This window comes from Campylobacter concisus ATCC 51562 (assembly GCF_000466745.1).
In the GTDB taxonomy this organism is placed as follows: domain Bacteria; phylum Campylobacterota; class Campylobacteria; order Campylobacterales; family Campylobacteraceae; genus Campylobacter_A; species Campylobacter_A concisus_B.
On the sequence record NZ_ANNI01000003.1, the window covers coordinates 392,176 to 411,385 of the forward strand.

The 19,210-nt window shown below is 37.0% G+C and carries 18 protein-coding genes and 1 tRNA gene; 7 read left to right on the forward strand and 12 right to left on the reverse strand.

What is annotated here, in order from left to right:
* The first annotated feature begins 63 nt into the window (after positions 1–63).
* Positions 64–453 (forward strand): hypothetical protein, encoded by a 390-nt coding sequence (locus ATCC51562_RS03335; RefSeq protein WP_021090651.1) that lies wholly within the window; start codon positions 64–66, stop codon positions 451–453.
* 2 nt (positions 454–455) lie between these two features.
* On the opposite strand, the gene ATCC51562_RS03340 is transcribed toward ATCC51562_RS03335, so the two are convergent.
* The 4 genes from ATCC51562_RS03340 to ATCC51562_RS03355 are packed head-to-tail and all read right to left on the reverse strand — an operon-like array spanning position 456 to position 3,932.
* A complete protein-coding gene (locus ATCC51562_RS03340) occupies positions 456–995 on the reverse strand; it encodes a hypothetical protein (protein WP_021090880.1) in 540 nt (179 codons plus the stop codon).
* A 3-nt stretch (positions 996–998) separates the two neighbouring features.
* A complete protein-coding gene (locus tag ATCC51562_RS03345; RefSeq protein ID WP_021090454.1) occupies positions 999–3,176 on the reverse strand; it encodes a heavy metal translocating P-type ATPase in 2,178 nt (725 codons plus the stop codon).
* A gap of 1 nt (position 3,177) precedes the next feature.
* On the reverse strand, positions 3,178–3,381 hold the full coding sequence (locus tag ATCC51562_RS03350) for a heavy-metal-associated domain-containing protein (RefSeq protein WP_021090803.1): 204 nt from the start codon (positions 3,379–3,381) through the stop codon (positions 3,178–3,180).
* Positions 3,378–3,932, reverse strand: a complete 555-nt coding sequence (locus ATCC51562_RS03355; protein ID WP_021090588.1) for a GNAT family N-acetyltransferase — start codon at positions 3,930–3,932, stop codon at positions 3,378–3,380. Before ATCC51562_RS03355 ends, ATCC51562_RS03350 begins: the two co-directional genes overlap by 4 nt.
* Before the next feature lie 151 nt (positions 3,933–4,083).
* Here ATCC51562_RS03355 and ATCC51562_RS03360 point away from each other — a divergent pair, with 151 nt between their 5' ends.
* The 3 genes from ATCC51562_RS03360 to ATCC51562_RS03370 are packed head-to-tail and all read left to right on the forward strand — an operon-like array spanning position 4,084 to position 6,664.
* Positions 4,084–4,791, forward strand: coding sequence for a YebC/PmpR family DNA-binding transcriptional regulator (locus tag ATCC51562_RS03360; protein ID WP_021090734.1), 708 nt, complete (start codon positions 4,084–4,086; stop codon positions 4,789–4,791).
* A gap of 11 nt (positions 4,792–4,802) precedes the next feature.
* Positions 4,803–5,297 carry a peptidylprolyl isomerase gene (locus tag ATCC51562_RS03365; RefSeq protein WP_021090938.1) on the forward strand — a complete coding sequence of 165 codons (495 nt, stop codon included), beginning with the start codon at positions 4,803–4,805 and terminating at the stop codon, positions 5,295–5,297.
* An 11-nt stretch (positions 5,298–5,308) separates the two neighbouring features.
* Complete coding sequence (locus ATCC51562_RS03370; protein WP_021090779.1) at positions 5,309–6,664, forward strand: cation:dicarboxylate symporter family transporter; 1,356 nt, start codon at positions 5,309–5,311, stop codon at positions 6,662–6,664.
* A gap of 373 nt (positions 6,665–7,037) precedes the next feature.
* On the opposite strand, the gene pckA is transcribed toward ATCC51562_RS03370, so the two are convergent.
* From pckA to ATCC51562_RS03405, 7 genes are all read right to left on the reverse strand, one after another.
* Positions 7,038–8,612, reverse strand: a complete 1,575-nt coding sequence (gene pckA, locus ATCC51562_RS03375; RefSeq protein ID WP_200862425.1) for a phosphoenolpyruvate carboxykinase (ATP) — start codon at positions 8,610–8,612, stop codon at positions 7,038–7,040.
* 106 nt (positions 8,613–8,718) lie between these two features.
* Complete coding sequence (locus ATCC51562_RS03380) at positions 8,719–10,521, reverse strand: biotin/lipoyl-containing protein (RefSeq protein ID WP_021091058.1); 1,803 nt, start codon at positions 10,519–10,521, stop codon at positions 8,719–8,721.
* Positions 10,522–10,643: 122 nt separating this feature from the next.
* Positions 10,644–12,032: a TRAP transporter large permease gene (locus tag ATCC51562_RS03385; protein WP_035167245.1), complete on the reverse strand. Its 1,389-nt coding sequence runs from the start codon at positions 12,030–12,032 to the stop codon at positions 10,644–10,646.
* Complete coding sequence (locus tag ATCC51562_RS03390) at positions 12,032–12,541, reverse strand: TRAP transporter small permease subunit (protein ID WP_021090735.1); 510 nt, start codon at positions 12,539–12,541, stop codon at positions 12,032–12,034. Before ATCC51562_RS03390 ends, ATCC51562_RS03385 begins: the two co-directional genes overlap by 1 nt.
* Before the next feature lie 9 nt (positions 12,542–12,550).
* A complete protein-coding gene (locus ATCC51562_RS03395; RefSeq protein WP_021090462.1) occupies positions 12,551–13,891 on the reverse strand; it encodes a sodium-dependent transporter in 1,341 nt (446 codons plus the stop codon).
* Positions 13,891–15,222, reverse strand: coding sequence for a sodium-dependent transporter (locus ATCC51562_RS03400; RefSeq protein ID WP_021090944.1), 1,332 nt, complete (start codon positions 15,220–15,222; stop codon positions 13,891–13,893). Before ATCC51562_RS03400 ends, ATCC51562_RS03395 begins: the two co-directional genes overlap by 1 nt.
* Positions 15,219–16,565, reverse strand: coding sequence for a sodium-dependent transporter (locus tag ATCC51562_RS03405; RefSeq protein WP_021090714.1), 1,347 nt, complete (start codon positions 16,563–16,565; stop codon positions 15,219–15,221). Before ATCC51562_RS03405 ends, ATCC51562_RS03400 begins: the two co-directional genes overlap by 4 nt.
* A gap of 205 nt (positions 16,566–16,770) precedes the next feature.
* Here ATCC51562_RS03405 and ATCC51562_RS03410 point away from each other — a divergent pair, with 205 nt between their 5' ends.
* From ATCC51562_RS03410 to ATCC51562_RS03420, 3 genes are all read left to right on the forward strand, one after another.
* A complete protein-coding gene (locus ATCC51562_RS03410) occupies positions 16,771–17,073 on the forward strand; it encodes a F0F1 ATP synthase subunit C (RefSeq protein ID WP_004317263.1) in 303 nt (100 codons plus the stop codon).
* Between the two features lie 46 nt (positions 17,074–17,119).
* A tRNA-Leu gene (locus ATCC51562_RS03415) sits at positions 17,120–17,204 on the forward strand.
* Positions 17,205–17,258: 54 nt separating this feature from the next.
* Positions 17,259–18,122: a VIT1/CCC1 transporter family protein gene (locus ATCC51562_RS03420; RefSeq protein ID WP_021090591.1), complete on the forward strand. Its 864-nt coding sequence runs from the start codon at positions 17,259–17,261 to the stop codon at positions 18,120–18,122.
* Here ATCC51562_RS03420 and ribD read toward each other — a convergent pair.
* Entirely contained in the window at positions 18,119–19,180 is a 1,062-nt protein-coding gene (gene ribD, locus ATCC51562_RS03425; protein ID WP_021091029.1) for a bifunctional diaminohydroxyphosphoribosylaminopyrimidine deaminase/5-amino-6-(5-phosphoribosylamino)uracil reductase RibD, read from the reverse strand. The genes ATCC51562_RS03420 and ribD overlap by 4 nt on opposite strands.
* Between the last annotated feature and the right edge of the window lie 30 nt (positions 19,181–19,210).

A 19,210-nucleotide genomic window follows, 5' to 3' on the forward strand; every position in this document is an offset into this window, starting at 1 on the left:
ACTATTTTAATTTTCTATTGAATATAGTTTAAAATAAAAATAATCTATAAGAGGAAGGATGATATGCAAATAGATGCGAACATGAACTCAAACATTTTCTATCATGATGGCTATACATCTATCTCTTCAAATAGCTCAAAAACAAGCATGCTAGTATCTTCTGGCTATGACAAGAAAGATATTGTTAGAAGCAATGAAGTACATGTAGAACAAAGAGAAGATGCTAAAATTTCCCCTATAATTATTAATAAAGCAAGTGCCATACAGTTACAAAAGGACTTAGAAAAATTACAAGATCAAAAGCTAGATATTTCACATCAAATTTCAAGCATCCAAAGCCTAAAAGATCGTAATTCTATGCAAATGCTTCATTACTTAAATTTAGAGCAGTCAGCCATTCAAAATAATATTTTAAGTATTAAAACTCAAATGATAGAAATGGCACAGGCTTAAAACTAAGCCTTGCCAATAATAGTTTCTAAAACTAGGCAAAAATCCTCTAAAAAATATCCCATTGATTTATAAAAATTGCTAGTTGCGTCTTTTTGGATATCTCTTGAAAGCTGTTTAGCATAAGGCGAGAAAAATGAGACACTAAAAGCTGCAAGAAGTCTCATAGACTCCTTAGATGCTTTGCTTTTTAAAATATTTGCTATTAAAATTAGCTGATTTGAGATGCTATCAACCTCGCCCATTTTTGGCTGAAAATTTATAGCCTTATAAAATTGAGCTAGATCATCTTTTGCAGAAGAAAAATAGTAACTTGCCTCAAATTTTGACTTTAAAATGACAAAATCGTCACATAAAACAGCACTACTTTCATCTTTGATAAATTTGGTATAAAGCTCATTGCCTTTTTTATTTGCTTCGCTATTTGTCTGCGTTATCCACGCATTTGTCTTTTTGATACGCATAAAAGATGAAACATCCAAAATGCCACTAAAATTTGTAGCAAGCGCAGCCGCTACAACGCTATAAAGTTCTCCAAGTTTCAAATTTTAATCCTTAAGTCGTAGATATCTAAGTCTAACTGCATTTAAAACGACAGTAACAGAGCTAAGACACATCGCCATTGAGCCATAAACTGGGCTTAAAAGTAGTCCAAAGACCGGGTAAAGCACACCAGCAGCCACTGGGATACAAATCGCGTTATACATAAACGCCCAAAATAAATTTTCTTTTATGTTTGCCATAGTAGCATTTGCCAGTCTAACCAGCCCGGTCACTCCACGCAAATTATTTTTAACAAGCACGATATCTCCAGCACCTTTTGCTATATCTGAGCCTGAGTTCATAGCGATACCAACACTTGCCTCTTTAAGCGATGGTGAATCATTTACGCCATCTCCAACAAAGATAACGCCACCGTGGCTTGCAAGCTCTTTTATCTCATTAAATTTATCTTCAGGCAACATATTTGCGTGATATTTGCTTACATTTAGCTTTTTAGCGATGCTTGCAACTACTTTCTCGTCATCGCCTGAGAGGATCACACTTTGTAAATTTAGACTAGTAAGCTCATTTATAATATCGCTCGCCTCGTCTTTTAGCTCATCACTAAGCGTTAAAAAACCAACAAATTTTTTATTTATAGCACAAAGTATTACGCCACTTCCATCATTTGTAGCCTCTTTTATAGCGTTACTTTCATCTAAATTTAAACTAACTTCATTTGCCGAAAGCAGCTTTTCGTTTCCGATTATTATATGATTATTCTCATCTTCATAGATGATGCCTTGCCCGACAACATTTTGAAATTTTCCATTTAGCTTTTGTAAATCTATACATTTTTGCTTTGCATATCTAACTATAGCTTTTGAGATGAGATGCTCACTTAAATTTTCAGCAGAAGCGATAAGTGCTAAATCTTGCTCACTTAAATTTGAGCTTTTGACGCTGATTTGCCCTTTACTAAGTGTGCCAGTTTTGTCAAATGCTACAAATTTAGTATCTTTTATTAGCTCTAAAACTTCTGGATTTTTTACTAAAATTCCAGCTTTTGCACCACGTGCAAGCGAGCTTACTATTGCTATTGGCGTAGCAAGTCCAAGAGCGCATGGGCATGAGATGATGAGAACACAGATCGCACAAGAGATCGCATAAGCAAAATTTCCACCAAAAATGATCCAAGCTAAAAACGTGAGCACTGATATTGCCACCACGCTTGGCACAAAAATATTTGCTATCTTATCAGCAAGCCTACCTATTGGCATTTTTTTCGTACTAGCATCATTTAGTAAGCTTAAAATTTGAGATAGCAAGCTTTCAAACGAGCCTTTTGTCATCTTGACACTTATGTAACCATTTGTATTTAGTGTACCTGCAAATACATTGTCGCCCACCTCTTTATAAACTGGCAGGCTCTCGCCCGTTAGCATCGAAGCATCGATTTCGGCTCCGCCTTGGACTATCACACCGTCACATGGAACATTGTAGCCATTCTTTACAACGACGATATCACCTATTTTTAGCTCATTTACTGGCACTTCTTTACTTCTTCCATCTGGCATAAGTAAAAATGCGGTTTTTGGAGAAATTTTAAGTAGTCTCTTTAGATAATCCCCTGCTTTTGCCTTTGAACGCTCTTCAAGATACTTGCCAAGAAGCACAAAAGCTATTATCATCGCCACGCCTGAAACATAGATATTTTTCAGATCATTTGGTAAAAATTTTTCAAAAAGCACTACAAAAAGCGAGTATAAAAACGCGCTACCACTTCCAAGAGCGACAAGCACATTCATATCGTAATTTCTATTTTTTACCGCTTCGTAGGCATGAGTAAAAAAGCCTTTGCCACTAAAGATAAGAACTAAAAATGCCAAAGCTAGCATAGCTAAATTTACTAGCATGCTGTGCGGTGCGAACATCTCAAGTGCCATTATTACGATACTTGCGACAAATGCAAATATAAATTTATTTCTAATATTTCTAATGTGAGCTTTTCTTTTTGCTTCAAACTCATCAATATCAGTTGCCACAAAGTAGCCAAGCTTCTTTATCTTTTGCTCTAAAATTTCACGCACACTAGCGTCTTTTAGGACAAACTCGCCGCTTGCGTTTGCAAAATTTACATTTGCTTCAAGTACTCCATCTATCTTTTTTGAAACCTTTTCGATAGCATTTGAGCAGTTTACGCAGCTCATTCCCGCTATATTTAGTTTGACTTTTAAAGACATATCAGAGCTCTTTTATTATGTCAAATCCCAAATCAGCCATTTCAGACTTAAATTTCTCAACTTCACTATCTTTAAGATCAACTCTAACTTGTCTTGGCTCTTTGCTAAGATCAACTTCTATCTTGCCAAAGTCATCTTCAAGTGCGTTTTTTATTGTATTTGCACAATTTTGGCAGTGGATATTGTTTGCTTCAAATGTTTTCATATTATCTCCTTTATCATATGGTCGTATTCATGTAAATTTACAATTTTCTTGACATTAAATTTAAAGCCCAAACTCTCGTAAAATTTACGAACTTTTGGCTTATTTGTATCTACTATTAATGAAACCTTTTTATGCCCTAGCTCTTTTGCCTTGACAAATGAATGCCTTATGAGCTCTTTTGCAAGCCCTTGGCCTCTAAAATTTTCATCAACAGCGATACTATCTATATAAAACTCATCGTCAAAACACTCTTTTTCTACCTTGTCATCTTTGCCAAGAGCCATTAAATGTTGCGAAATTTCTCTATCAAGCTGCTCCGCGTCGCCACCAAAGTAAGCACACATCGCAGCGATAATTTCCTCATTATATTTATAAACAAAGACATTTTTATAGCTAAGTCTATTTGTCTCACTTTTGAAAAAAATTTCTAAAATTTCATCACTTTTAATAGGATCGTCATAGCCACTTAGCTTGTAGGCGATATCTTCCATTGCTAGATTTAGTAGCTTTATGCAGCTTTTTGCATCTTGTTTTTGAGCATTTTTTATCATGGCATGATTATATGCCTTTAGCTTAAATTTTTACCAAATATTTTTTTTAAATTTACAAAGTTAGGCGCTTTGGCTAGCAAACTAAAAATGTTTTAAAAAAGTATAAAATTTTTTTAGTTATAATCCGTAAAAAATTTATTTAAGGATATTTATGGGACGAGCATTTGAGTACCGAAGAGCCGCAAAAGAAGCTAGATGGGATAAGATGAGCAAGGTATTTCCAAAACTTGCAAAAGCTATAACAGTAGCCGCAAAAGATGGTGGTTGTGATCCAGATATGAACCCTAAACTTCGTGCAGCTATCGCAGCAGCAAAAGCTGAAAATATGCCAAAAGACAACATCGACGCAGCTATAAAAAGAGCAAATGGCAAAGATAGCGCCGATATCAAGACTATTTTTTATGACGGCAAAGCAGCTCACGGCGTGCAGATCATCGTTGAGTGTGCGACTGACAATCCAACTAGAACAGTTGCCAATGTTAAAGCTATATTTAGCAAAAATGGCGGAGAAATTTTGCCAAGTGGTAGCCTTAGCTTTATGTTTACAAGAAAGAGCGTTTTTGAGCTTGAAAAGCCAAGCGCAGACATCGAAGAGATCGAGCTTGAGCTGATAGATTATGGTCTAAGCGATATCGAGGCTGACGATGAGACGCTATTTGTCTATGGCGATTATGCAAATTTTGGTACACTTCATGAAGGTATCGAAAAGCTAAATTTAGTAGTTAAAAAAGCTTCACTTCAATACTTACCAAATCAAACTGTGAATCTAAGCGAAGAGCAAATGCTTGAGGTTGAAAGGCTTCTTGATAAGCTAGAAGACGATGATGACGTTCAAGCAGTTTATACAAATATCGAATAAAAGGGAGATACATGCGTTTTGATGAATTAAAAGTTTATGATATAAATTTAGACGAGCTTAAAAAAGATAAATTTGCAGTTTTAGAGACAGACAAAGGCGAGATCAGACTTGAACTTTTTGCAGAAGAAGCTCCACAAACTGTCGCAAATTTTATCCATTTGATAAAATCAGGCTTTTATAATGGACTAAATTTTCACAGAGTTATACCAAATTTTGTCATCCAAGGTGGCTGCCCAAATGGAACAGGCACAGGCGGTCCTGGCTGGAGAATAAAATGCGAATGCGATAAGCAAAAGGTAAAACACGAGCGCGGTAGCCTTAGCATGGCTCACGCAGGACGCGATACTGGCGGATCACAGTTTTTCATCTGTCACAGCAAGCAACCTCATCTTGATGGCGTGCATACAGTCTTTGGAAAGTGCGTTGATGAAGAGAGTCTAAAGGTGCTTGACGCTATAAGACAAGGCGATAAGATCATCTCTGCTAAGATCAGAGAAAGCCTATAAAGGGGAAATTTATGAATAATACTAAAAAGCAAGGAAATCTTGCTGTAAGATTATTTACCAATCTTGCCTTTTGGGTTGTGATCGGTATTGTTGGTGGCGTTATCGTTGGCATGGTTGCACCTGAGCTTGGTATAGCTAGCAAACCAGGCATTGATTATTTTATAAAAGCACTTAAAATTTTAATCGGCCCTATTATCTTTTTAACGATCGTTTCAGGTATCGTTGGGCTTGAGAGTTTAAAAGATCTTGGATCTATTGGATTAAAGGCATTTATCTATTTTGAGATAGTTAGCACACTTGCGCTTGCTGTTGGTATCATCTTTGGCGAGACACTTCGTCCAGGACATGGCATGAATCTTGACTACACTCAGCTTGATGCCTCAAGTGTGGCTAAATTTACATCTCAAGCTGCAAATATGGACGCAAATAGCGGATTTGTAGCACATACACTTCATCTTTTAAGAGGTGCTGTGCCAGTAGATGATATTTTCCCTTACGTACATATACTTGATCCATTTATAAAATCAAACACACTTCAAGTACTTTTCATGGCTATTATCGTTGCCATCGTACTTTCACTGCTAGCTCATGATAAAAAACAAGCTTGCCTAAAGCCACTTGAATTTATTCAGCACTATGTCTTAAAACTTCTTAGCTGGCTTATGCTCTTTAGCCCAGTGGCTGCATTTTCAGCTATGGCTTATCTGATCGGCAAATTTGGTATCGGAACGCTTCTTGGCATGATGGAGCTTTTGGTTGTTATGGCACTTGCAAGCTGCTTTTTCATATTTGTCGTGCTTGGTGTTATCTGCTATTTTGCAAAAATCAATGTCTTTAAATTTATGCGTTTTATCTCAAAAGAGGTATTGGTAGTCTTTGCGACAAGCTCGAGCGAAACAGCTCTTGCGCCACTTATGCAAAAGCTAGAATCAGCTGGTATAAATAGAGGCGCTGTTGGACTTATCATTCCAACTGGCTACTCATTTAACCTTGACTGCACCAACATCTATCTAAGTTTAAGCGTTATTTTCCTAGCTCAAGCTTTCAACATCCCGCTAAGCTTTGAGCATCTAATAAGTATACTAATCGTACTAATGATCACAAGCAAAGGCGCTGTTGGCGTGACAGGATCAGGCTTTGTCGTCCTTGCTGGAACACTAAGCGCACTTCCAAGCACTGGCATACCAGTCGTCACCGTAGCCGTGCTACTTGGCGTTGATAAATTTATGTCAGAAATGCGTGCTGTTGGCAATCTCTGCGGTAATGCCGTTGGCTGCATGATAGTTTCTATCTGGGATAAAAAAGTAGATATGGATAAATTTAGATACGCACTAGATCATCCAGAGGAATTTCACTTCCACTCATAATATACATTTATAACTATAAGGGCAACTTTGCCCTTATTTTTCTCTTTTTATTCTAAATTTATCCGATCTATCTCCTCCTCTCAAACCTATAAAAATTTTTAGAAAACAACACAATAAATGATATTTGATAACTGGTTCAAGCGCAAAAAGAAAAACTAGGGACTAAGTGTAATAGGAAAATTTTGTTAGTAACTCATATATTTGGCAATATCTAATATTTTGTTACTTACTAGAATAAATTTACAAATGTAATAACTTGAGCTTATAATTTAGAAGAGAAATACTTTAAATTTAGTCATATAAAAAATATTAACTAACAATTCTTGTAAGATATTAGGAACAGCCTTGCAAACTCTTTGCAAGGCTATATAAATTAAGCTTTTGGACCAGCTTTAGCGTATTCAACACCCTCTTTTACATCTTCGTAACGTTTAAAATTTTCAACAAACATTTTAGCTAGCTTATCGCGTGAAGCGTTATACTGAGCTGGATTTGCCCATGTGTTTATAGGATTTAATAGTTTTGTCTCGACACCATCAAGCTCTTTTGGTATAGCAAAGTTAAATTTATCAAAATTTTCAAATTCGCATTTTGTGATGCTGCCATCAAGGATCGCATTTATGCAAGCACGAGTTGCTTTTATGCTCATACGTTTACCAACGCCGTAAGCACCACCGCTCCAGCCTGTATTTACAAGATAGACATTAACGCCGTGCTTATCGATCTTCTCGCCAAGCAGTTTTGCATAGACAGTTGGGTGAAGTGGCATAAATGGCTCGCCAAAGCAAGCACTAAAAGTAGCGACTGGCTCGGTGATACCGCGCTCTGTGCCAGCAACTTTTGCTGTGTAGCCACTTAAGAAATAATACATCGCCTGCTCTTTTGTGAGCTTTGCAACTGGAGGAAGCACGCCAAAAGCGTCAGCGCTTAAAAAGATGATATTTTTTGGATGGCCAGCGCTTGAGCTTGGCTCGTAGTTGTCGATGTGATAGATCGGATAGCTCACGCGTGTGTTTTCAGTCTTTGAGCCGTCTTTATAATCAACCACACCCTTTTCGTCAGCCACGACATTTTCAAGTAGCGCGTCACGCCTGATCGCTGCATAAATTTCTGGCTCGCTGCTTGGATCAAGGTTGATACATTTTGCATAGCAGCCACCCTCAAAGTTAAACACGCCATCATCGTCCCAGCCGTGCTCGTCATCGCCTATTAGTTTGCGTTTTGGATCGGTTGAAAGTGTCGTTTTACCAGTACCAGATAGGCCAAAAAATAGCGCCGTATCGCCCTTCTCACCTACGTTTGCAGAGCAGTGCATACTTAGTTTACCCTCAAGTGGCAACCAGTAGTTCATCATAGAAAAAATGCCCTTTTTCATCTCGCCGCCATACCATGTGCCACCGATCACTGCGACATTTTCCTCGACGTTAAATATGACAAAAACCTCTGAATGTAGCCCGTCAGCCTTGTAGTCTTCATTTTTTGTTTTACAAGCGTTATATACTACAAAATCAGGCTCAAATTTAGCTAGCTCTTCCTTGTTTGGACGGATGAACATATTTTTTACAAAATGTGCTTGCCACGCTACTTCAGTGACAAAACGGACTGATTTTTGGCTCTTTTTACTAGCTCCACAAAATGCGTCTTGGATGAAAATTTCCTTGCCACTTAGCTGCTCTTTTGCTTTTTTAAGAAGCTTATCAAATAGCTCTTTTGTGATAGGCTGATTTATTTTGCCCCAAGCGATGTATTTTTGGCTTGGATCTTGCTTGACGAAATACTTATCTTTTGGGCTTCTACCTGTAAAAATTCCTGTATCAACCATAAATGTGCCGTTGCTTGAAACCCTACCCTCGTTGTTTGCCTTTTCAAGCTCAAAAAGCTCGTCGTAGCTTAGATTGTGATTTATCTTTTTGATCTCTTTTAGACCTAGTTCGTCTAGTTTATTTATCATGTTATTTCCTTTTAAAATTTTCATTTTTTATAAATTCTGACCTAAAAGTCATCAAAATGTTAATCAAATTTCGCTTAACACTCTCTTTTTAAAATGGGCAAATTTATTTAAATTTAGCCACCACTTGATTGTTCGCGACGCTTTGACCTTTGCTAACCTCTATAGAGCCTATCACACCATCTTTTGGGGCTTTGACCTCTATCTCCATCTTCATTGCTTCAAGCACGACTACAGCTTGCCCTTTTTTGACGATATCGCCAGGACTTACTAAAATTTTATGCACAGCGCCTGGCAAGCTAGCAACGATATCATTTGCTGTTGCGCCTGCTGCTGCACTTTTGGCATTTTTTACGCTCTTGCCTTCAACTTCAGTGATTGATTTTACTTGGATACTATCGTTAAAGCCTTCGCTCACTTCGACATTGTAGCGGCTACCATTTACGACGACACTATATCTACCACTTTGAGTTTGTCTGCCCTCGTTTGCTTTAGCATTTGGATCGATCTTTCTTACATTTACTTTGGCTTCACCTTTTAAAAATGCGATGCCTTTTTCTTTACAAGCAGCTGCTATAAATATATTTTCTTCGGTAGTTTTTATATTGTTTTGCTTTAGAATTTCTTTTACATGAGCAAGCGACTTGCTCTCATCTTTATCGGCTATATCAACTGCGTGTTTTGTAGTTGGTTTTAAGCCTAGCTGCTCGCTTGCAAGCTTAATGATCTCTTTATCAGGCGTAACTGGGGTCTTACCAAAGTAGCCAAGCACCATTTTGCCGTATCCCTCGGCGATCTTTTTCCACTTGCCAAACATCACATTATTAAATGCTTGTTGGAAGTAAAACTGGCTAACAGGGGTCACTGAAGTACCGTATCCACCCTTTTGCACCACTTCACGCATCGCAAGGATAACCTCTGGAAATTTATCTAAGATATTATTATCTCTCATCATCTGGGTATTTGCTGTAAGCGCGCCACCAGGCATCGGTGAAAATGGTATGAGTGGGCTTACTTGTACGGCCTCAGGTGGCAAGAAATACTCTTTTAAGCAATCATTCAAAACGCTTTCATATTTTAAAATTTTCTCCACGTCAAGTCCGCCAAGATCGTAGTTTTTGCCTTTTACTGCGTGAAGCATAGTTAAGATATCTGGCTGACTTGTACCACCACTTACTGGGCTTGCGGCTAGATCTATGCCATCAACGCCGGCTTCAAGCGCTGCAAGATAGCAGGCCACACTTACGCCTGCAGTTTCATGAGTGTGGAGTCTGATGTGAGTTTTTTCTGGCAGCAGCTTTCTAGCCATTTTTATGGTTTCATAGACCTTTTGTGGGCTACTTGTGCCGCTTGCATCTTTAAAGCAAACGCTGTGATATGGGATATTTGCATCTAAAATTTCTCTTAAAATTTTCTCATAAAATTTAACATCATGAGCTCCCACACAGCCACTAGGCAGATCCATCATCGTAACTACAACTTCATGCTTTAGTCCGTGATGAGCGATCCTCTCTCCTGAATATTTTAAATTTTCAACGTCATTTAGTGCGTCAAAATTTCTAATAGTGGTGGTTCCATGTTTTTTGAAAAGTTTTGCGTGAAGGTCGATTAGCTCACGGCTGCCAGTATCAAGTGTGACGGTATTTACGCCCCTGCTTAGGGTTTGAAGATTTGCTTTTGGTCCTACGATACTTCTAAATTTATCCATCATCGCAAAAGCGTCTTCATTTAGGTAAAAATAAAGGCTTTGAAATCTCGCTCCGCCACCAAATTCAAAATGCTCTATGCCAGCCTCTTTGGCCGCTTCAAGCGCAGGCAAAAAGTCGTTCATAAGCACTCTGGCGCCATAAACTGACTGAAAGCCATCTCTAAAGGTCGTATCCATAACATCGATAAATTTCTTCGCCATCACCCACCTCATTAATTTTATAAATTTATTTAAAGAGTTCATAGAAAATGGCTAAATTGATTAGAAACTCAAATTAGCCATTTTGCTTGTTTTTTGGTATTTTACAACCAAAAACTTTTATATCATTTAAAAAGTGAGAGTAAGAAGTTTAATAATCCGCCGTGGCTCGCATCAAGCATTGGCTTTAATTCCATTAGAAAGACGCAGAAAAATACAAGTACAGCAAGCTGAATAAAAATATAAGGCACAACGCCTTTATAAATAGCAGTCGTTTTTATCTCAGCTGGTGCGACTGACCTTAGGAAAAATAAGCTAAAACCAAATGGTGGTGTTAGGAACGAAGTTTGCAAATTCATCGCAACTAAGATTGCTAGATAAATTGGATTTATACCAAGCTTTGCAGCTATTGGTACCAAAATAGGAAGCACAATATATGAAATTTCAACAAAGTCGATAAAAAAGCCAAGCACAAAGATGACAACCATGCTAAAAATGATAAAGCCCCACTTCTCGCCTGGTAAATTTGTCATAAATTTTTCAACAATCTCATCTCCACCAGTGTAACTAAATACCATAGAAAAAGCTGTCGCACCAACAAGTATGGCAAAGACAAGTGCTGTAGTTTTTACACTTTCTACCAATGCCTCTTTTATCATAGAAAATGAAAATGTCCTATAAAAAATAGCTAAAATAATGGCTCCAACGCAGCCAAAAGCTGAACTTTCAGTTGGTGTAGCGATACCTGCAAATATAGAGCCCAACACGCAAATAACCAGCAAAAGCGGCGGAAAGATAGCGATTAGTGCTCTCATGATCTGCTTAAATTTACTAACACCGCTCTCATCTTTTACTACCGGTGCAGTATCTGGTTTCAAATAAGCAACAATCAAAATATAAATGATATAAACTGCTACTAGCGTGAGTCCTGGGATGATGGCTTGATGAAAAAGCTCACCAACTGGCACTGAAAATATATCACCCAAAATAATCAGCACGATAGAAGGTGGAATAATCTGTCCAAGCGTACCAGCGGCACATATAGTACCACAACCTAGCGCTTGGTCGTATTTATACTTTAACATAACAGGTAAGCTTATAACGCCCATTGCAACGACACTTGCACCTACAACACCGGTTGAAGCTGCAAGAAGTGCTCCAACCAAGATAGTGCTAATAGCAATGCCTCCACGAATTTCTCCAAAAAGCATGCCCATGCTCTCAAGTAACCTCTCAGCTAGTTTTGACTTTTGAAGCACAACGCCCATAAAGACAAAAAGTGGAACTGCTATAAAAATTCTACTCTCCATTATAGAGAAAATTCTATAAGGCATGAAGTTAAACATATCTTTGAAAACTTCGATACTTCCAAGTAGTCCGTCTCCGTCTCCAATACTCTCAACAATACTACCAATCATGCCAAATATCATCGAAACCGCACCAAAGGTAAAGGCTACTGGAAAACCAATGCCTAGCATCAAAAGTGCGGCTATAAACATTATCAAACCAGCCATTATTCCCCCTTTTTAGCTTTTTTGTAAAGATTAAAATTTCTTATAAAAAAGCCGATCGCAAAAAATACAAGTAGATAAAAAGAAAAAGGAATAAGTGCTTTTATGATCCATCTGTGAGTAAGACCGCCTGGATCCGCACTAGCTTCAGCTGAAGTATAAGCATCACTCACAAATTCAAACGATAAATTTGAAACTAAAAGTGCAAATGGAATTACAAAAATAACAGTTCCTATCATATTTACAAGAGCTTTATTTTTTGGTGAAAATTTAGCATAAAAGATATCAACTCTAACATGTGCATCTTCTTTTAATGCATAGCTCATGCCAAGCAAAAATATTACAGCAAAAAAATGCCACTCAAGCTCCTGAAATGCAACGTTTCCATAAGAGAAAAAGTATCTTGCCACAACGTTAAAAAAGACGTCTATTATCATCAAAGCCATAATAAACATGCAAATATAGCCGACTATATCGCCGACCTTATCAAAAAATTTCTCAACTTTTTGCATAAACAACCCTTAAAAAAACAATTTATTTATCATGATGATAAAGACGCAAACTGGCGCCACATATCTTAATAAAAAATACCACGCACTAAATACAAAGTCGCTCATATATGGACTAAATAGCACATAAAGTGCTTCTCTTTTCATAAAATATCCAACAAATATCGCTCCACCTATACCACTAATTGGAAGCAGAACATTTGAAGCGGTAAAGTCAAGAAAATCAAAGAAATTTTTACCAAAGAGCATAAATTTGTCGCCAACATTTTCTATATTTGATAAAAGACATAAAAATCCTAAAACAAAAACACCGGCTCCAACTATGCTAAGAGCTTTTATCCTGCTAATGCCATACTCTCTGATCAAGAAAAATACAAACGGCTCTACGATAGAGATAGCTGAAGTAATGCCAGCAAAGATAAGTGCTGCAAAAAATGCCACAGCTAAAATTTGACCTATCACACCAAGCTTAGCAAAGAGCGTTGGAAGCGAGATAAAGACAAGTCCTGGTCCTTGAGACGGCTCGGCACCAAATTCAAATATAAATGTAAAGATAACAAGACCCATCATGATGGCTAAGACGATGTTTATAAAAACGATACTTAGCGTAGAAGTAGCTAAATTTGTATCATCACTTAAGCTAGCTGAATATGTAATGATCGCTGCCATACCAAGAGATAGTGTCCAAAAAGCAAGCCCAAGAGCAAGCAAGAGCGAGTTAAATGAAATTTTGCTAAAGTCAGGAACAAGTAAAAACTCAGCCGATTTTGTAAAGCCATTCATCGTCATAGAAAAAATAAGCATGATTAAAACCATGATAAATAGGCTTGGCATCATCCAAACATTTAGCTTTTCAATGCCACTTTTCACTCCTTTTGAAAGGATAAAAAAGCAAGCTACAAATGCTATAACAAAATAAAGTGTCTGCTCGCCAAGACCATGTGTAAGAAGCTCGTTAAATATTACTTTTGAACTTTCTATATCGTTTGGAAGACCGGTAAAAGATAGTGTGAAATACTTAAAGACCCAACCGATGATCACGATGTAGTAAGATGAGATTATAGCTGCGGTTACCATAGCTAAAATTCCAACCAGCTGCCATAAATTTTTATTTTTATTCGCCAACTTTCTAAAGGCATTTACACTATCGCTCTCACTAAGTTTGCCAATACTTAGCTCTGCCATAAAGATAGGTATGCCAACTAAAAACGTTATCAAAAGATATAAAATAACAAATGCTGATCCGCCATTTTCACCGACCATATATGGAAATTTCCATGCATTTCCAAGTCCAACAGCTGATCCTGCAACTGCTAAAACATAACCTATTTTAGAAAACTGTTCTTTTGCCATTATGCAATCTCCCTTACTAGCACCACAAAAACTAGAACTGGTGCTACAAACCTTATTAAAAAATACCAAATTTTAAAAACAACCTTACCCATATAAGGCAAGAATAGCTCTTTTAAAAGCTCAAATTTCATAAAGTACCCAACAAAAAGGGCAAATATAATGCCACCAAGTGGTAGCATAATGTTTGAGCTAATATAATCAAGCAAATCAAAAAAGCTCTTACCAAAAAATGTAAGTGCTTCTTTAAAATCGCCAATACCGCTTAACGCACATAAAATCCCTAAAACATAAACTACAGCACCGACAATAATAATTGATCTATTTCTACTAAATCCCAAACTTTTATTTAAGAAAAATATAAATGGCTCGACTAGCGAAATAACCGATGTTATACCAGCAAAAAATAAAGATGTAAAAAATGCAAAAGCCAAGAAATTTCCAAGCAAACCAAGTTTTGCAAAAAGCGTTGGAAGCGAGATAAATGCTAACCCTGCACCCTTTGATGGCTCTGAGCCAAATTCATAGGTGAATGTAAAAACTATAAGCCCTATAATTACGCTAATGATTATATTTGCAAAGACTACATAAAGTGATGAAGTGAATAAATTTGTATCATTGCCTAGGCTTGATGAGTAAGTTAAAATGCAACCAATACCAATACACATCGTAAAAAAAGCTAACCCAAGAGCATTTAAGATAGCGCCTTGATCTATCTTTGAAAAATCAGGCACAAGTAAAAATTTAGCCGCCTCATCAAATCCATTCATGCCAAAAGAGTAGCCAAGCATAAGCAAAAGTAAAATAAAAAGTGCTGGAATAAGAAATACATTTATACGCTCTATTCCACTTTTTATACCTTTTGTAAGTATAAAAAAGTAGGCAAAAAAAGCGATGCTAAAATATAAAATTTGCTCCTCTATGCCCTTTGAAGTAAAATTTACAAAAAGCGCTTCTGAGCTTGCCATATCTTTTGGAAGCTCACCAAGACTTAAGATAACGTATTTTAAAACCCAGCCGATAATGAGCGTATAAAAAGAGGCAATGAATAACCCTGTCACCATCACAATACCAGCAAATTTCCAAGAATTTGACCCTTTTGTAGCTAGGCTTTTAAACGCTCCAACCGTATCAAGGCGTGAAATTTTACCCATTGCCATCTCAGCAAAAAATATACTAAGTCCAACAACAAAAGCAAAAAATAGATATATAAGAATAAATGCTGAACCGCCGTTACTACCGACCATATATGGAAATTTCCATGCATTACCAAGGCCAATAGCCGCTCCAATGATAGAAAGAACAAAACCAACTTTACTAAATCTATCCATCATTTACCTGCTATTTGATAGATCATGATGGCACAAATTGCAACTGGAACGATGTATCTTAGAGTGAAGTACCAAATTTCAAAAAATGCTTTTCCCATAAATTCGCCAAAGAGTAGATATAAGCTCTCTTTTTTAAGTTTATAGCCAACAAAAAAACTAAAAATTATGGCACCTATTGGCATCATTATATTTGAAGTAAGAAAATCAAGTGCATCAAAGACTGGCTTGCCAAAAATACTAAAGATATTAGCCGTCTGCGCATAATATGAGAAAATACAAAAAAGGCCTAAAATATAGACAAAAATTCCAATATAAACAAGAGCCATTTTGCGTGAAATTTCAAATTTTCTAACCAAATAATAAGCAAATGGTTCTATCATCGAAACAGCACTTGTAACACCAGCAAATAAAAGCGAAACAAAAAATGCGATAGCCATGACATTGCCAACTATCCCAAGTTTTGCAAAGAGCGTAACAAGTGAGATAAAAATAAGCCCTGGACCACTTGCCGTGCTATCAGCTCCATAAGCAAATATAAATGTAAAGACCACAAGTCCCATCATAATGCCTATTAATATGTTTATAAAGATGATAGAAAGCGTTGATTTTATAAGATTTGTCTGCTCTGGTAAATTTGCAGCGTATGTCGGTATGACGCCAACACCCATAGATAGCGAGAAGAACGCGAGTCCAAGAGCTTGCAAAACAACATCTGGCGTGATCGCGCTAAAATTTGGTACAAATAAAAATTTAGCCGCCTTAACAAAGCCATCACCCATGCTAATTGCATAAAAAAGTATACAAACAAGCAGTATAAAAAGACTCGGCATCATCCAGATATTTAGCTTTTCAATGCCACTTTTCACACCTTTTGAAACAGCAAAAAATACCATTAAAAAAACCAAGCTAAAACAAACAATAGCACTACTTAAATCATTTGATAAAAGCGTATTAAACTGCGCTGCTGCTTCTTTAGTATCAGCCAAAAGTGGCGAAAAGCCAAGATAAATATACTTTAATATCCAGCCAATGACAACCATATAAAACGAAGCAATAAGTATCGCTCCTATCATAAAAAAGCCTGAAAGGGACCATATTTTTTTATGTTTTGGAGCAAGTTTATAAATGGAGCTTACAACGTCACTCTCACCAAGCTTACCAATGCTAAGCTCCGCTAAAAACGCTACAAAAGCGATAGCAAACGTGAGAAGCAAATATAAAACTATAAATGCTGAACCGCCATTGTTTCCCACCATTGTTGGAAATTTCCATGCATTACCAAGTCCAACAGCCGATCCTGCCATCGCAAGAACAAAGCCTATTTTTGAAAATTTTTCATTTATCATTGATTACCTGAGATTAAGAATAAATTAATTTTTTCAAAGATAACATAAAAAAACTTTTATTTTTCTAAGCTAAGAATTTTTTATGGGCAATTTAAATTTTTAGTGTTTTTATTTGAAACAAAGTTTTGTTTTTGTAATATTACGGCTCATAAAGTTTAAGTAGGGGACAGATCCGAAAGAGCTTTAAAATTTTAAAGGAGCAACGATGAAAAAGATCGTGTTTTTAATTCTTGGTCTTGCTGCATTCGCATTTGGCGCTGACGGCGAGATGATTAGATCATATTCAGTTATCGCTGGTGGTATTGGCCTTGGCCTTGCAGCCCTTGGTGGCGCTATTGGTATGGGCAATACAGCTGCTGCGACTATCAGTGGAACAGCTAGAAACCCAGGTGTTGGTAGCAAACTTATGACTACAATGTTTATCGCTCTTGCGATGATTGAAGCACAAGTTATCTACGCACTTGTTATTACACTTATCGTTCTTTACGCAAACCCAATGCTTGGCTAAGCGTAAAGCTTAAATTTAGCCCCTCTTTGGGGCTTTTACTCTTTTTGCGATCATGGTGGAATTGGTAGACACGCTATCTTGAGGGGGTAGTGCCGCTAGGTGTGCGAGTTCGAGTCTCGCTGATCGCACCATCTAATCTTACACTTCAAAATCCAAAATCTTACAAAATTTAAAAAGGGGAATTTATGCTAGATAAAAAACGTGCTTTAAAACAGCTACAAAATGAAGCAGATGATACCGCTATCTATACGTTACTTGAAGCTAGTGAAAAAAATGAAGAAAATAAAAAAATACTTCGTAAATTAATCACTGAAGAAAAACGACACTATGCTTTTTGCCAAAAGATAACAGGTGAGAGTAGAACTGCAAATTTATTCAAAGTTATCTTCTATACGATACTCGTTAAAATTTTTGGAACCTCTTTTACTTTAAAATTTATGGAGTCACGCGAAGAAGACGCAGAGCAATTTTATCTTGGTATCGTTGATGAGTATCCTGAGGCTAGAGATATTTATGACGAAGAAGTAAATCATGAAAACAATTTAATCTCTATGCTAAAAGATACAAAACTAGTCAATGCCGGTGGTATTGTTCTTGGTATGAATGACGCATTAGTTGAGCTAACTGGTACGCTAAGTGGCATCGCTCTAGCTTTTTCAAATACAAAATCAGTTGGTGCGACAGGTCTTATCATGGGCATTGCAGCTGCTCTTTCCATGGCTGGCTCAGCATATCTTGAGTCAAAAGAAAATCCAAGTGACGAGATCAAGCCGCTTACCTATTCGCTCTATACAGGCGGTTCGTACATCATAACAACGGCGTTTTTGATACTTCCATTTTTTATTTTTTCAAGCAGTCTTTACGCTGTTTTGTCGATGTTTTTCTTTGCGCTAGTTGCCATCATCACTTACAACTTTTACATAAGCGTGGCAAAAGAGCTTAAATTTTTGCCAAGAGTGGTTGAAATGTGTGTGATAACTTTTGGTGTTGCGATCATTTCATTTGGCATTGGCTTTTTAGTTAAGCACTATTTTGGTCTAGATATTTAATCCAAAATTTCATACCAAGTGTAGCTATCGTTTCCAAAATTCCCACTAAATAGTGGCTTTAAATTTAGATCAAGGCTCAAGCTTTTACCATCCTTAAAATTTGAGCTTTGATAGATAAGTAGCCATTTTACGTTTGATAGCTTGCCATCTTTTGCAAGTTTTAAAAACTCACCAGCACCTTCAAACATACTAAGTCCTTTTAAGCTAAGCTTTTTTTGAATACCAACTTTGCGCCCTGGCACGCTAAAAAGCGGTATCGTCTTATCAAATTTATCACTTCTTGAGTAGATTATGACATCTGGATTTTTGCCGCCGCTTACTAGCCTGCTATCAAGCCTTGGGCGATCAACTCGCACTGTATTGCCGCCGATTATTAGTGTATCTATGATGCTTCTTAGTTTATGGACGTGCGTGCGGCTAAGCTCATTTGTGATGATGCCACCACTTGCTACGCCATTTTTACTAATTGCGATTTTTAAAAAGCTAAAGCCACCATTTTGATATGCCAAAAATGGCTCAAGAAGCTTATCACAGCGCTCTTTTAAAATGCCAAATTTAACTTTCACACCAGCGATTTGAAGTAAATTTCCACCGCCACTTGCTATTTTATTTTCATCATGGCTGCCAATTATGACCTCACTAAAGCCAAGCTCTTTTAGTAAATTTGCACAAGGTGGCGTTTTGCCATGATGCGAGCAAGGCTCAAGAGTGACGTAAGCTTTTGCATTTTTTAGTAAATTTGAGTGATTTTTTAGTATAAATTCATAGGTAAATTTTGGCTCCAAAAGGTCGAATTCGCCCTCTTTTATATTAGAGCTAAATTTATCGTTATACGCTTTTATAAAATCATCTTTAAATTTTTCACTTTTTTTGCAAAGCGCAAAGAGTATCGCCGTTGGCTCAGCATGCAAATATCCAGCCTTTTCATGAGCCTTGCAAGATAAAATTTGACCATTTTTATCAAGAATAAGGCATCCAACAGCTGGATTTGGGTAGGTCAGGATCTGAAATTTCCAAGCCTCACTTAAAGCAAGATCCATGTAAAATTCTTCATTCATCCGAGCCTCTTAAACAAAAACACACTAGCA

Excerpts from the sequence above, each read along its gene's own strand:
- ATCC51562_RS03335 (WP_021090651.1), top strand. The coding sequence starts at position 64 with ATGCAAATAGATGCGAACATGAACTCAAACATTTTCTATCATGATGGC.
- ATCC51562_RS03395 (WP_021090462.1), bottom strand. The coding sequence starts at position 13,891 with ATGGCAAAAGAACAGTTTTCTAAAATAGGTTATGTTTTAGCAGTTGCA.
- ATCC51562_RS03365 (WP_021090938.1), top strand. The coding sequence starts at position 4,803 with ATGCGTTTTGATGAATTAAAAGTTTATGATATAAATTTAGACGAGCTT.
- ATCC51562_RS03405 (WP_021090714.1), bottom strand. The coding sequence starts at position 16,565 with ATGATAAATGAAAAATTTTCAAAAATAGGCTTTGTTCTTGCGATGGCA.
- ATCC51562_RS03385 (WP_035167245.1), bottom strand. The coding sequence starts at position 12,032 with ATGGCTGGTTTGATAATGTTTATAGCCGCACTTTTGATGCTAGGCATT.
- ATCC51562_RS03400 (WP_021090944.1), bottom strand. The coding sequence starts at position 15,222 with ATGATGGATAGATTTAGTAAAGTTGGTTTTGTTCTTTCTATCATTGGA.
- ATCC51562_RS03350 (WP_021090803.1), bottom strand. The coding sequence starts at position 3,381 with ATGAAAACATTTGAAGCAAACAATATCCACTGCCAAAATTGTGCAAAT.
- ATCC51562_RS03410 (WP_004317263.1), top strand. The coding sequence starts at position 16,771 with ATGAAAAAGATCGTGTTTTTAATTCTTGGTCTTGCTGCATTCGCATTT.
- ATCC51562_RS03355 (WP_021090588.1), bottom strand. The coding sequence starts at position 3,932 with ATGATAAAAAATGCTCAAAAACAAGATGCAAAAAGCTGCATAAAGCTA.
- ribD (WP_021091029.1), bottom strand. The coding sequence starts at position 19,180 with ATGAATGAAGAATTTTACATGGATCTTGCTTTAAGTGAGGCTTGGAAA.
- ATCC51562_RS03420 (WP_021090591.1), top strand. The coding sequence starts at position 17,259 with ATGCTAGATAAAAAACGTGCTTTAAAACAGCTACAAAATGAAGCAGAT.
- ATCC51562_RS03390 (WP_021090735.1), bottom strand. The coding sequence starts at position 12,541 with ATGCAAAAAGTTGAGAAATTTTTTGATAAGGTCGGCGATATAGTCGGC.
- ATCC51562_RS03370 (WP_021090779.1), top strand. The coding sequence starts at position 5,309 with ATGAATAATACTAAAAAGCAAGGAAATCTTGCTGTAAGATTATTTACC.
- ATCC51562_RS03345 (WP_021090454.1), bottom strand. The coding sequence starts at position 3,176 with ATGTCTTTAAAAGTCAAACTAAATATAGCGGGAATGAGCTGCGTAAAC.
- ATCC51562_RS03380 (WP_021091058.1), bottom strand. The coding sequence starts at position 10,521 with ATGGCGAAGAAATTTATCGATGTTATGGATACGACCTTTAGAGATGGC.
- ATCC51562_RS03360 (WP_021090734.1), top strand. The coding sequence starts at position 4,084 with ATGGGACGAGCATTTGAGTACCGAAGAGCCGCAAAAGAAGCTAGATGG.